The sequence below is a fragment of the Actinoplanes italicus genome, from assembly GCF_003001815.1.
Classification (GTDB): Bacteria; Actinomycetota; Actinomycetes; order Mycobacteriales; family Micromonosporaceae; genus Actinoplanes; species Actinoplanes italicus.
In genome coordinates this window covers 249134-262840 of sequence record NZ_PVMZ01000008.1, presented here as the reverse complement: position 1 = coordinate 262840, position 13707 = coordinate 249134, and the positions used below count along the sequence as shown (strand labels likewise).

General features: G+C 71.4%; 7 protein-coding genes. 2 read left to right on the top strand and 5 right to left on the bottom strand.

The genetic code is table 11. From position 1 onward, the window contains the following. The first annotated feature begins 39 nt into the window (after window positions 1-39). Entirely contained in the window at window positions 40-3447 is a 3408-nt protein-coding gene (locus CLV67_RS21295) for a PQQ-dependent sugar dehydrogenase (RefSeq protein ID WP_239166953.1), read from the top strand. Between the two features lie 53 nt (window positions 3448-3500). On the opposite strand, the gene CLV67_RS21290 is transcribed toward CLV67_RS21295, so the two are convergent. Next, window positions 3501-5783: a galactose oxidase-like domain-containing protein gene (locus CLV67_RS21290; protein WP_106321026.1), complete on the bottom strand. Its 2283-nt coding sequence runs from the start codon at window positions 5781-5783 to the stop codon at window positions 3501-3503. A gap of 228 nt (window positions 5784-6011) precedes the next feature. Here CLV67_RS21290 and CLV67_RS21285 point away from each other — a divergent pair, with 228 nt between their 5' ends. After that, window positions 6012-8759 carry a transglycosylase domain-containing protein gene (locus tag CLV67_RS21285; protein ID WP_106321024.1) on the top strand — a complete coding sequence of 916 codons (2748 nt, stop codon included), beginning with the start codon at window positions 6012-6014 and terminating at the stop codon, window positions 8757-8759. A gap of 4 nt (window positions 8760-8763) precedes the next feature. On the opposite strand, the gene CLV67_RS21280 is transcribed toward CLV67_RS21285, so the two are convergent. Genes CLV67_RS21280 through CLV67_RS21265 form a run of 4 tightly spaced genes read right to left on the bottom strand, consistent with a single transcriptional unit; the run spans window position 8764 to window position 13604 of the window. Further along, entirely contained in the window at window positions 8764-9423 is a 660-nt protein-coding gene (locus CLV67_RS21280; RefSeq protein WP_106321022.1) for a response regulator, read from the bottom strand. Beyond that, complete coding sequence (locus tag CLV67_RS21275; RefSeq protein WP_106321020.1) at window positions 9420-10592, bottom strand: sensor histidine kinase; 1173 nt, start codon at window positions 10590-10592, stop codon at window positions 9420-9422. Before CLV67_RS21275 ends, CLV67_RS21280 begins: the two co-directional genes overlap by 4 nt. Before the next feature lie 19 nt (window positions 10593-10611). After that, window positions 10612-12924: an ABC transporter permease gene (locus CLV67_RS21270; protein WP_106321018.1), complete on the bottom strand. Its 2313-nt coding sequence runs from the start codon at window positions 12922-12924 to the stop codon at window positions 10612-10614. Then, window positions 12921-13604 (bottom strand): ABC transporter ATP-binding protein, encoded by a 684-nt coding sequence (locus CLV67_RS21265; RefSeq protein ID WP_106321016.1) that lies wholly within the window; start codon window positions 13602-13604, stop codon window positions 12921-12923. Before CLV67_RS21265 ends, CLV67_RS21270 begins: the two co-directional genes overlap by 4 nt. Between the last annotated feature and the right edge of the window lie 103 nt (window positions 13605-13707).

Below are 13707 nucleotides of genomic sequence, written 5' to 3'. Positions count from 1 at the left end.
GTGCTCAGTGGGGTCGTCGCCTTGGTGACCGTCGCCACGATGACATCGTTCGTCGGCTCACCACCCGCGACCGCGGTCGCGCTGCCGACCGGCTTCCAGGAGCAGATCGTCTTCAGCGGCCTCAGCTCGCCGGTCGACCTGGAGTTCGCGCAGGACGGGCGCATCTTCGTCGCCGAGAAGGGCGGCCGGATCAAGGTCTTCGACGACCTCGCCGACACCACCCCGACGGTGTTCGCCGACCTGTCGGCGAACGTGCACAACCAGTGGGACCGCGGACTGCTCGGCCTGACGCTGGCGCCCGGCTTCCCCGCCGACCCGTACGTCTACGTCCTCTACACCTACGACGCGCCGCCCGGCCGGGCCGCCCCGGTCTGGAACGACGTCTGCACCAACGCGAACGACGGCCGCTGCATCGTCACCGGCCGGCTCTCCCGGCTGAGGGCCGACGGGAACGCGATGACCGGCACCGAGCAGGTGCTGCTGCACGACTGGTGCCAGCAGTTCCCCAGCCACTCCATCGGTGACATCGCGTTCGGCGCCGACGGGATGCTCTACGTCGCCGCCGGTGACGGCGCGAGCTTCAGCGCGGTCGACTACGGCCAGTTCCCGTCCGGGGCGCCGACCAACCCGTGCTCCGACCCGGCGAGCGAGGGCGGCGCGCTGCGAGCGCAGGACATCCGCACCGCGAGCGACCCCACCCAGCTGGACGGCACGCTGCTGCGCCTCGACCCGGCCACCGGCGAGGCCGCGGCCGGCAACCCGAACATCGGCGCGACCGACCCCAACACCCGCCGGATCGTCGCCAACGGCCTGCGCAACCCGTACCGGATCACGATGCGGCCGGGCACCAACGAGACCTGGATCTCCGACACCGGGTGGACCACCTGGGAGGAGGTCAACCGGGTGCTCGACCCCACCGCGGGCGTGACCAACTTCGGCTGGCCGTGCTGGGAGGGCAACGCCCGGCAGCCCGGATACGACGGCGCCAACCTGCCGATCTGCGAGACCCTCTACACCGCACCGGCCGGTACCCACACCGCGCCGTTCGTCGCCTGGAACCATTCCGCCAAGCTTGTCGCGGGCGAGGCCTGCCCGACCGGCAGCTCGTCGTCGACCGGCGTGGCGTTCTATCCGGTGGCCGGTGGACCGTACCCGGCGGCGTACCACGGCGCGGTCTTCTTCGCCGACTACTCGCGCCGCTGCATCTGGGCGTCGCTGCCGTCCACACCGGGCGGCCTGCCCGACCCGGCGAACCTGCGGACGTTCGTCTCGGACGCGGCGAGCCCGGTCGACCTGGAGGTCGGCCCCGGCGGCGAGCTGTACTACGCCGACCTGGGCGGCACCATCCGCCGGGTGCGCTACTTCCCCGGCAACCAGCCGCCGACCGCGGTCATCGACGCGTCCCCGACGCAGGGACCGGCACCGCTGACCGTCACGTTCAACGGCACCGGCTCCACCGACCCGGACCCGGCCGACGAGGGGCGCCTGCGGTACGCCTGGGACTTCACCGGTGACGGGGTGACCGACTCGACCGCGCCGACGGCGTCGTTCACCTACGACACGGCCGGCTCGTACACCGCGCGACTGACCGTGACGGACACCCTGAACGCGACCCACACCAGCACGATCGGCATCACACCCGGCAACGAGGCGCCGACCGCGACCATCGACACCCCGACCGTGGGAACCACCTGGAAGGTCGGCGACACGATCACCTTCACCGGCCACGCCACCGACCCGCAGCAGGGCGCCCTGCCCGCGTCCCGGCTGAACTGGAACCTGGTCATGCACCACTGCTCGGCGCCGGACAACTGCCACGAGCATGCGATCCGCAGCTGGGCCGGTGCGGCGTCCGGATCGTTCGAGGCGCCCGATCACGACTACCCGTCCTATCTGGAGCTCGAGCTCACGGCCACCGATCAGGAGGGCCTGACGCACGCCGTGACGCGCCGGCTCGACCCGAAGACCGTCGACCTGACCTTTGCCACCGTGCCGTCCGGGCTGCAGCTCGCCGTCGGGCCGGGATCGGGCGTCACGCCGTTCACCCGTACCGTCATCCAAGGCTCGATCAACTCGGTGTCCGCGCCGTCACCGCAGGGCACGTCGACGTTCGCGTCGTGGTCCGACGGCGGGTCGGCGACCCACGACATCACCGCGCCCACGACGGCGACCACCTACACCGCGACCTACACGGCCACTCCTGTGCCGCAACGGATCGGTCACACCCAGCCCGGGGCGTCGCTGGACACCGGCGCCATGAACCACATGAACGGCTCACGGTTCGTCACGGGGGCCGGTCCGTCGACGGTCACCTCGATGTCGGTGTACATGCGTGGCGTGCAGGCCGCGCCGAGCAACCAGTACCAGCTCGCGATCTACGCCGACGCGAACGGCTCGCCCGGCGCCCGGGTGGCAGCCGGCACGTCGGGGACGCTGACGGCGAACTCGTGGAACACCGCCCCGATCACGGCGACGCTGGCCGCGAACACCCCGTACTGGCTGATGTACAACACCAACGGCGACAACAACCTGAGCTACGACACCGGAACGTCCGGCCAGGGCGCGTGGAGCGGCGCCACCACGCCGTTCGGCACCTGGCCCGCGACGTTCGGCGCGTCCAGCCGGTGGAACGCGAAGTTCTCCATCTACGCGACGACCGGCGCGGACACCACGCCACCTGCGGTTCTCTCCACGAACCCGGCCGCCGGTGCCGCCGGAGTGGCCCCGGACGCGCCGATCACGGTGCGGTTCAGCGAGGACATGGCGGCGGGCACCGTCACGCCGGCGAACCTGGAGCTTCGCGGTCCGGGGAACACGCTGATCGACCGGGCCGTCGCCTATGACGCGGCCGGTCAGGCGGCGACGATCACGCCGTCCGCCGCGCTGGCCGCCTCGACCCCGTACACGGTGACGGTCCGGACGGGCGTCACCGACGCGGCGGGCAACGCGCTCACGGCCGCCCATCAGTTCTCGTTCACGACGGGCGACCCGGGTGCGCCGCGGTTCGGCTACGACCGGGTGGGCGCCGCGCTCGACTCGGGCGACATGAACTTCATGAACGGGTCGCGGTTCGTCAACGGCGCCACCGCGCTGACGGTGAGCCGGCTCTCCGTCTACTCGCGGACGGTTCAGGCCGCACCGGCCGACCAGTACCAGGTCGCGATCTACACCGACGTGAACGGTTCACCGGGCACGCTGGTGGCGTCGAGTACGTCCGGGACGCTGACGCCCGGGGCGTGGAACAGCCGGCCGGTCGCCGCGACGCTGGCGCCGAACACGGCGTACTGGCTCGTCTACAACACCAACGGTGACAACAACCTGAGCTACGACACCGGAACCGCCGGTCAGGGCGCGTGGAGCAGCACCTCCAGGCCTTTCGGCACCTGGCCGTCGTCGTTCGGCACGTCGTCCCGCTGGACCGCGAAGTTCTCGATCTACGCCTCGTGACCCTCGTGGCAACCCTGTGCGGGACGGAGGTGGTGGGCCGCGAGCGCTGAAGGTCAGCGGCGGTACGTGCGTTTCGCGCTGTACACGACGTTGCCCGCGTGGTCGTACGCCCGTAGTTGCATGGTGAATTTCTTGGTGTGCCTGTTCGGGTACAGGGCGATGCGGTAGGCCGCCTTGCGATCGGTGGCCACGACCGTGCCGTTGATCAGCATCTCGACCCGGTTGATGCCCAGGTTGTCGGACACGGCGGCGGCGATCGACACCTTGCCGGTGAGCTTGCTGTTGTTCCGCGGCGCACCGGTGAGGCGAATCGTCGGCTTGCGGTTGTCGACGCGTACCTGTCGTTTCGTCTCCGAGATGTTGTTCAGCGCGTCCCGGGCCCGGATCGTCATGGTGGCGGTGCCGTCCTTCGCCGTGGTGCTCCAGCGCAGGGAGGCGGCGGTGCCGCTCGGGAAGGCGCTGGCGGCCGCGACCGGTTTGCCGTTGATCAGCAGCTCGGCACCCGCGATCCCGTTGCGGTCGGTCGCTTCGATGCGGAGCGTGCCGCCCGCCCGGATGTAGCCGTCGGTGGAGGGGAATTCGACCTTGACCGTCGGGCCGGAGAAGTCGGCCGGGGTGTGGTCCTTCTCGTACACGGTGACCGTGCCCGCGCCGGACCGCTTGATCGTGATCATCTGGGCGGGTGTGGGACGGCCGCTGGTGTCGACGCCGGACAGCAGGTATGAACCGGGCGGCAGCAGGTTCGGGTCGGCCGGCATCCGCGCGGTCACGGTGGCGCCGTTCTGGCTGTACGACAGCGGCAGACGACGCTGGTCGGTGTTGTACGAGTGGGTGACGCTCGATGCCCGGATCAGTGACAGCGACGCGATCTTGCGGGTGTCGGCGAGCCCGAGCGACACCGTGCCGCCGTAGGTGAGCGAGCCGCTGATGCCGGTGATCTGCGGCCGGTTCGCCCAGCGCACCCGTCCGTCCGAGCCCTTGGTGAACAGGTACGGCGGGTAGTAGATCTCGGCGTTGAAGTTGGTCTCCGGTCCCGGCACCCCGCCGCCGGTGGTCAGCACCGAGCCGCTCGGCATGAGCACCGCGGTGGAGTGGTAACTGCGGATCCGTTTCGCGGTCGCGGCGTTGCGCCACCTGCCGGTCCCGGCGTTCCAGATCTCCGAGTCGTACGTCGAGTTCGCCGCACCGCCCTGGGTGCCGACGCGGGTGCCGCCATTGGCCAGCACCTCACCGTTGGGCAGGACCGTCAGGTTGAGCCAGTTGCGGGCGAGCCGCATCGAGCCGGTCGTGGTGACCGCGGGCCCGGTGCCGTTGATGTCGACGAGGGTGGCCTTCTCGGTGGCGACCTCGCTGCTGCCGTTGTTGTGCTGACCGCCGCCGGCGAACAGCAGTTTGCCGGGCGCGTACATCACCGAGGATCCGGAGACGCCGATCGGGGTGGGCAGCGTGCCGAGCGAGGTGACCCTGCCGGCGCCGCTCGGGTCGAGCCGCCACATCTGGTCGTACGAGACACCGAAGACCTTGCCATCAGGTGCGACGTACGCCCGCGGGTACCACCACCGGTTGTCCCTGGCCCCGAACGCCACGGTGCTGTCCGCGCCGGTGAGAGCGGTCCAGTTGCCGGTGCCGGTGCCGATCTCCGGCACGGTGGCGACGGTCGTGTCGTCGTTCGGTTTGAGGTACGCGTCGACGTTGTAGGAGTTGCCGCCGCCGAGGGTCAGCATCCGGTCGTCGGGCAGGCGCAGCACCGAGGCGTACCACCGCTGCCGGCCCAGCTGCGCGCCCATCGTCTGCCGGCCGGTGACCGGGTCGTAGATCATGGTCGCCGTGACGGAGTTGCCGCCCACCATCAGCAGCCGGCCGTCGGGCAGTCGCTCCAGCGAGTTGCAGAACGCGTCGTACTGGTGCATCGACGCGGTGACCGCGTGGGCGCCGGCACCGGCACCGGCGGCCGGGTTCCAGTCGTCGTAGGAGAATCCGGCCTGCTGGGCGACGCCGGGCGGCGTGCCGTAGCTGACCACGTGACCGTTGGGCAGCAGCACCGTGTGGATGCCGACCATCGGCCACGCCACCTGCGGTGAGTACATACCGGTGAGGTGGGCGTTCACGCTCGGGGCGATCTTGGCGAAGTACGGGTCGGCGGGCTGGTTCAGCGCGACCCGGCCGGCGCCGACGGTCACCTGGGCGGCATCGGAGGTCTTCAGGGCGGGGGTCGCGGCACTGCTCTCCCCGGACATGGCGGTGCCGGCCGACAGCGCCATGCCTCCCGCGACGGTGGCCGCGACGGTGGCTCCCGCCAGCAGCCGATGCCGGTGACGCGTAATCCCACGGACCATTCCCGCTCCTGTTCACGCAGCTCGCCCTGATCGCGAGCTTCAGCACCCTACATCGATGCGATACGGAACGATCTTCGGCGTATCGGTGTTGTTGCGCAGGTTGCACTCCGCGCCGGATTGAGACACTTTGCACAGTCGGCGTCGGCAATGCACCGATCCGCCCCCTCGATGCGTCTCGATAACGAACGCGTGCCGATGCCGTGTCCGGTCGTGGAGGGGAGACGCGCGATGGCGGAGTGGAGGGCGGTCTTACGCCGGCCGGTGGCCTGGTTCGGGCGCTGGCCACGGTGGTGCCGGCGGACGCTGGTGGCGTTCGTCGCGATCCAGCTGGTGCTCTCGGTGGCCGCCGGCGGCTATGTGATCAGCGTCGACCTGCCACCGGACCCGGTGCCCCCGCAGGCCTCGGTGCTGTATTACCGCGACGGCCGGACGGTTCTCGCGCGCATCGGCCTCACCGACCGCACCGACGTCACTCTGGACCGGGTGCCCGTCGGCGTCCGGCAGGCGTTCCTTGCCGCCGAGGACCGGGGGTTCTACGACCACAGCGGCGTCTCGGTGCGCGGTCTGCTGCGGGCCCTCTGGTCGAACGTGGTGAGCGACAGCGGACAGGGCGCCTCCACGATCACCCAGCAGTACGTGCGCAACGCCTACCTGACGCAGGAGCGGACTGTCAGCCGCAAGGCCAGGGAGGCGGCGCTCGCGCTGAAGGTCGAGCACCGGTTCAGCAAGGACGAGATCCTAGAGCGATACCTCAATACGATCTATTTCGGTCGCGGCGCCTACGGCATCGAGGCCGCCTCGCACGCCTTCTTCGGTGTGTCCGTCGAGCGCCTGACCACCTACCAGGGCGCCGTGCTCGCGGCGATGGTCAAGGACCCGACCCGCGGCGACCCGGCCGTCGACCCTAAGTGGACCAAGGATCGCTGGCAGTGGATCCTGCGCGCGATGAGCGAGGCGGGCTGGCTGCCCGCCGACGCGGCCGACGCGGTCCCCTATCCGGCCGTCGCCGAGGCCTCGGTGACCGCGGCCGCCGTCGACGGGCCGATCGGCCTGATTACCGACCGGGTCGAGGACGAGCTGGTGTCCGCCGGCATCACCCGCCAGCAGATCCGCACCGGCGGTCTGAACATCACGACGACACTGGACGCCACCGCACAGCAGGCGGCCACCACGAGCATCGGCAAGGCGCTCCTCGGCCAGCCGAAAGAGCTGCGGCCCGCCCTCGTGGCGATCGACCCGGGCGACGGCGGGGTGCGCGCCTACTACGGCGGCGATCGCGGCCGCGGTTTCTACGACGACGCGCTGGCTCCCCGGCCACCCGCCTCCACGTTCAAACCACTGGTCCTGGCCGCGGCCGAGGAGCGTGGCATCGGCTTCCGGTCGTACTACAACGGCACCTCGCCGCGGGTGTTCTCGGACCGGGGCGGTGCGCCGCTCTACAACCAGGACAACCTGCAGTGCCCGGTCTGCCCGCTGGACCTCGCGATGGTGCACTCGCTGAACACGCCGTTCTACGCCCTCGCCGAGCGGGTCGGACCGGGCCGGGTGCGTGACCTCGCGCTGCGGCTGGGCGTGCCGGAGAAGTACGGCGACCAGGTCACCATGGTCGACCTCAAGGGCGAACCCACCCCCGGCCGGACCCGCGCCGACATCGCCATCGGCCGGTATGCGGTGGCCCCGGCCGACATGGCGAGCGTCTACGCCACGCTGGCCGGTGGTGGCGCCCGCTCCGTCCGGCACTTCGTCGTGTCGGTCACCGCGCCCGGCGGCGGTGTTCTGCACCGGTTCGCCAAGAAGCCGGTCCGCGTGCTCGACGCGGGTGTGGCGGCCGACATGGGCGCCGTGTTGTCGCAGGTGGTGGCCGAGGAGGGCCGGGTGCCCGGCGTCGCGGCGGCAGCCAAGACCGGATCCCAGCAGTACGGCAACACGACCGACTCGTCCGACGCGTGGACCGCCGGGTGGGCCTCGGGGCTCGCCGCGGTCGTCTGGGTGGGCCGCGACAAGCCCGGACCGATCCGCACGAAGAGTGGTCAGGCCGTCAACGGCGACGGCATGCCGTACGACATCTTCAAGAACTTCCTGGCCGGAGCGTTCGCCGGACGTCCCGCCGAGCCACTGCCAACGGCCTCGTTCGTGGGCCGGCACGACGCGGGTGACCTCGAGACTCTCGAGGGTGACGTCAAGATGGCGCCCGGCATGATCTACCAGGGCCCGCAGAAAGGTGACCTGGTCGACCTGTCGCTGGCGGTCGGCTCATGGGCGGAGCGGGTGTCCCGGCTCGACGACGTCCTGCACAAGTTCACGGCGTCCGGCCTCGACTTCTCGGTCGCCTTCGTCGACCACAGGACCGGGCGGCGGTACGCCTATCGCGGCGACCGTGCGTTCGAGACCGCCAGCGTGGTCAAGGTGCAGCTGCTGGCCGCGCTCCTGCTGCAGACGCAGGACGAGAACCGGCAGCTCACCGGTGCCGAGCGGAAACGGGTCGGCAAGATGATCATGGCGAGCGACAACGACGCGGCCGTCAAGGTGTACGACAAGATCGGCGGCGCGGCCGGGCTACGGCAGAAACTGCAGCGCCTCGGTCTCGACGACACCGAACCGGACCCGAAGTTCGGCCTGACCACCACCACGGCGAAGGACCAGATCCGGATGGTGTCCGCGCTCACCGCCCCCGGCGGCCCACTGACCAGCGCCTCCAAGGCGTTGATCCTGCAGCTCATGTCATCGGTCAACGCCGACCAGACCTGGGGTGTCAGCGCCGCCTCGTTCGAGGGCGAGCAGACCGCGCAGAAGAACGGCTGGATGGCGCGGTCCAGCGAGGGCGGCCGATGGATCGTCAACAGCACCGGCCGGATCAGCGGCGAGAAGACCGACGTCGCGCTGTCGGTCCTGTCGCACGGCCACAAGAGCAGGCAGGAGGGCATCGCCACGGTCGAGCGGATCGCCGCGACGACCCGCAGCCACCTCGGCTGGTGACGGGCTAGCCGCTGCCCGGGCGCACCAGCCCGGACTCGTAGGCGAAGACCACCGCCTGTACCCGGTCCCGCAGACCGAGTTTGGCCAGGATCCGGCCGACGTGGGTCTTCACGGTGGCCTCGGCGACCTGCAGCCGGCCGCCGATCTCGAGGTTGGACAGGCCCTGCGCCACGAGCAGCAGCACCTCCCGCTCGCGGTCGGTCAGGTCGGGCGGGCCTGCCGAGTCAGGTCCGCCCGCGACGAGCCGGCCCGCGAAACGTTCCAGCAGGCGCCGGGTCACCCGGGGCGCCACCACGGCGTCGCCACCGGCCACCACCCGGATCGCGGACAGCAGGTCGTCCGGCGGCACGCTCTTGAGCAGGAAACCGCTCGCTCCGGCCTGCAGCGCGGCGAACGCCTCCTCATCAGTGTCGAACGTGGTCAGTACCAGCACGCGGGGAAGGGGCCCGGCGGCGCAGATCCGCCGGGTGGCGGTCACTCCGTCGAGCACCGGCATCCGCAGATCCATCACCACGACGTCGGCCGGGGTGGTCCGCAGCAGGCGCAGCGCCTCCGCGCCGTCGCCCGCCTCACCGACCACGGTCATGTCGTCCTGATAGTCCAGCACCATCCGGAAACCGGCCCGGACCAGGTGCTGGTCGTCGACGAGAACGATCCTGATCATGCGGTCACCGCCCGGGCCGCGGCACCCGTGAGCGGGATCCCGGCGTGCACCCGCCAGCCGCCGCCGGGGTCCCGCCCGGCCGCGAAGGTTCCGCCGTACAGTGCCACCCGCTCCCGCATGCCGATCAGACCGTGCCCGCCGGAGGACGCGGACCCGCTTTCCCGGCCGGAGTCGGTCACCTCGATGTCGATGGAGCCTCGCTGGTAGCTGACCGTGACGGTGGCCGACGGGTCCGGCCCGGCGTGCTTCAACGTGTTCGTCAGGGACTCCTGCACGATCCGGCAGACCGCCAGCGCCACTCCGCCGGGCACCTCGGGCGGTGTGCCGTGCACGACCAGCTCGGCGGTCAGACCGGCGTCACGGGCCCGCTGTACAACGGCGTCGAGCTGGTTCAACGCGACCGGAACACGGTCGGGCGGGCTGTCGCCGTCACCGCGCAGCAACTCGACCAGCTGCCGGATCTCCTCGAGGGCGTCGGTGCCGGTCGTGCCGATCGTGCGCAGCGCCTCGCGGGCGCGCTCACGGTCGCGGTCGAACGCGTACGCCGCGCCGTTGGCCTGCAGAATGATCACCGACAGTGAATGGGCGACGATGTCGTGCAGCTCCCGCGCGATCCGGGCCCGCTCCTCGGCGACCGCGATCCGGGCGAGGTGCTGCTGTTCCCGTTCGGCGCTGAGGCGGCGTTCGGACGTGTTCAGCCGCATGTGGCCGAAGTACCGGACGCTGAGGGCGGCAGCCCACACCACGGCCCCATACCCGAACACGAGCCCGAAGTTGTGCCAGAACGTCGCGAGGGTGATCTCGGTGTCGTTCTGCAGCGGCAGCAGCAGGGACGAGAACAGCCATGTCGCGACCCCGCCGGCCACGGCCCGCCGCAGCGTCGCCGCGTGCACGATGACCGCGTACATCGCGACGGCGACCGTGATCAGCAGCATGCCGTCGTGCAGTCTCGTCCCGTCGACCTCGATCGTTGCGGTCACCCCGGTCAGCACCGACACGGCGAGGGCGACGGCGATCGGATACCGGCGTCGCCACATCAGCACCAGCCCGGCCAGCACGCCGAAGAGCAGGCCACCGGGCCGGTACTGGTGCCACCACCACGTGGCGAGGGCGGCCACCGAGCCGGACACCAGCAGATCCGCCAGGAGGCCCCGGCTGCGGGACGACATGACGGCCAGCCTATTTGCTCTACTCACTGCGCAGCTCCTGGACCGTCAGCAGGCGGAACAGTGCCGGCAGTCCGGCCGCGGTGACGGCCATGATCATCGCGGCCACCGTGGCGGTCATCGTGGCGATCGCCGGCCAGTCGAACTCGACCGGCGCCCGGGTGGCCGCCAGCAACACCGCCGACAGCCCACTGCCGATCAGGACGGCCAGCAGCAGCCCGATCGCGGCCGGGACGGCGACCTGGTACAGCACCGAGGCCGACAGAACCCGCCGCCGGGTGCCGAAGGCGGCGAGCACGGCCAGCAGGCGGCGTCGCTCACGCAACTGCTCGATCACGTTGACGAGCATGCTCGCGCCGATGAACAGCAGGAACAGGACGGCACACGCCTGGGCGACACTCCGGGCACCGTCGAACTGGTCACCGATCCGCTCGTCGCCGAACAGCTGCAGCGGTGCTGCCGGAGCCAGCCGGGCCATCGTGTTGCGGACCCGTTCCACGGCGTCCGGGTCGGCCGGATCGAGCCGCACCAGGTACGCGTCGGTGATCAGGCCGCGCAGGTCGGGGCGCACCTTCAAGGCCGCGGGGGTGGCCAGGTACGACATCGGCCCGGCCTCGCCCGGGTACAGCGTCACGGTCGGCAGGTCGGCCGGCACCGCCCAGCGTGAGACCGGTGCCGTGTCGTCGGCGCCGTGGACGGTGGTGGTGGCCCCGGGATCCAGCGAGGTGCTGTCCCAGCCGGGCTGAACGGCCTGAAATGCGTCCCCGTCCGCACAGGACGGCAGGGAGGCGTACTGCTGGAGAACCTCGCAGTCGCCCACCCGTACCGTCACCCCGATCTGGTCTTTCGGGTCGGCCCGCAGGTAGCCGTAGCCGGCGGTGCGTACCTCGGCGACGCCCGGCGTGCCGGACAGTGCCGCGCCCCAGCCGGTGCCGTCCGCGCCGTTGGTATAGGCGACCATCTGGAAGCGATCGGCCGGTGGCTGGCTGCCGCTGGTGGCCGCGATCGAGGCGCCGAGCAGCCCCTGGACGGCGATGATCCCGGCCACCGAAACGGCGATCCCGGACACCGAACGCACGGCGGTGTCACTGTCCAGCTGCAGCCGCCGGACACCGAGCTGCCACGCCACACTGCCTCGGCCGAGCGGCCGCACCACCGCCTGCACGAGCCACGGCAGCAGCACCACCACACCGGTCAGCAGCAGGATCGCCCCGGCCGCGAGCTGAGCCCGGGTGCCGTCGCCGACCTCGCCGGACATCCCGCCGAGCAGCGGGTAGAGCAGGACGACACCGGCTCCCGGCGGGATCAGCCGCCACCAGAGCCGCCGCCGGCGTGCGCCACTCTGCCGTACGACACCGAGCGGTTCGATGACGACGCGGCGCAAAGCGGAGAGCGCCACCAGAACCGCACCGGCGGGCACGAGCAGCAGGATCAGGACGAGCAGGACCGGCACCGGGCGCAGATCAGCGACGTACGGGCTGAAGTCGGACGGCAACAGCGCGCCCACCACCCGGCGGAGGCCGAGGAAGACCAGCCCACCGGCCGCGAGCCCGAGCGCCGCACCGATCAGGGCGTCACCGGCCGCGATCCGCCGTGTCATCCGGCTGTCGGCGCCGACCAGCCGGATCGCGGCCAGCTGCCGGTCCCGGCTCGCGCTGCCGAAACGTACCGCCGTGGTGACCAGGACCAGCACCGGCAGCAGCATGACGGCCGCGCCGACGACGGCGAGGACCACGATCATCAGGTCGGTTCCGGAGGGCTGCTCACCGCCGTGCGCATCGATGCGCTGGGCCTCGTCCTCCGTGGTCAGAGTGTCGGAGCCGACGTAGAAGTACACCTCGTCCGGCCCGGAGAGCCCGGTCGGCGCGATCGTGCCGGCCACCCGCGCCGGCCACCGCTCGGCCAGCACCGCGCCACCCGGACCGTCGAGGAGCCCGGCCAGCGCCGGAGACACGAACATCTCGCCCGCGGTGGGTACCCGTGGCAGGCCCGGCGGCACGGGTGCGCGATCCCCCTCCGGGCGCAGGATCCGGCCGCGTACGACCTCGTCCCGGAAGCGCGTCTCGACGGTCAGGGCCAACAGGGTATCCGGTCCCGGCTGCTCGACGGCCGCACCCATCGACCGGTCGGCCCGGCGCTGCTCGCGGGCCGAGACGGCGGTCGGCGCGGCCGCCAGCAGCAGGAGCATCCCCACGCCGAGGCCGACACCGACCGCGATCAGGGCGAGTCGCAATCGGCCCGAACGTCCGCCGGCCACGCTCAGCCGGACGCCGAGCAGCAGGTCGCCGAGCCAGGCGAGCCGGCCCCGGCCGGTGTGCCGTGCGCCGGCGTTCACCGGGCGGCCTCGGCCGCGACCGCGCTGCCGTCCCTCAGGGCGACCTCTCGGTCCGCGCACGCCGCGATGTGCGACTCGTGGGTGACCAGTACGACCGCGCTCCCGCGTTCCTTCGCGGCGGCGACCAGCAGACGCATCACCTGCGCGCCGTTGTGGGAGTCGAGGGCGCCGGTCGGCTCGTCCGCGAAGATCACCCGCGGGCCGGTGACCAGCGCGCGGGCCACCGCCACCCGCTGGCCCTGCCCGCCGGACACCTGGCCGGGCCGTTTGCCCGCCACGTCGGCGACCTCCAGGCGGTCGAGCAACTCGGTGGCGTGCTGTTCGGCGCGCGTACGCCGTACGCCGTCGAGCCGCAACGGCAGAGCGACGTTCTCCAGGCAGGTGAGCTCGGGCACCAGCTGGCCGAACTGGAAGACGAACCCGAACGCGCCCCGCCGCAGCGCACTGCGCTCGCGGTCGGTGAGCGCGGCCAGATCCCGGCCCTCGAAGGCGACCCGGCCGGAGTCCGGCGTGAGGATCCCCGACAGGCAGTGCAGCAGCGTTGATTTCCCGGAGCCGGACGGGCCGGTCAGCGCCAGCACCTCGCCGGGGAAGACCCGCAACGACGCGCCGTTAAGGGCCCGGGTGGGGCCGAAGGACCTACTCACCTCGTCGGCGACGAGCAGGGGTTGCGATGACACGGACGGCTCCCGGTGGCTTGAGGATCGGGGACATCCGCAACGCTAGAAAGCGGTCCGGTCACCGGCGTCCGTCTTGATGATGGACCTTCGGGTACGACCTGAG

Coding starts and splice junctions, on each gene's coding strand:
- CLV67_RS21295 (WP_239166953.1), top strand. CDS start 40: ATGACATCGTTCGTCGGCTCACCACCCGCGACCGCGGTCGCGCTGCCG.
- CLV67_RS21290 (WP_106321026.1), bottom strand. CDS start 5,783: ATGGTCCGTGGGATTACGCGTCACCGGCATCGGCTGCTGGCGGGAGCC.
- CLV67_RS21285 (WP_106321024.1), top strand. CDS start 6,012: ATGGCGGAGTGGAGGGCGGTCTTACGCCGGCCGGTGGCCTGGTTCGGG.
- CLV67_RS21280 (WP_106321022.1), bottom strand. CDS start 9,423: ATGATCAGGATCGTTCTCGTCGACGACCAGCACCTGGTCCGGGCCGGT.
- CLV67_RS21275 (WP_106321020.1), bottom strand. CDS start 10,592: ATGTCGTCCCGCAGCCGGGGCCTCCTGGCGGATCTGCTGGTGTCCGGC.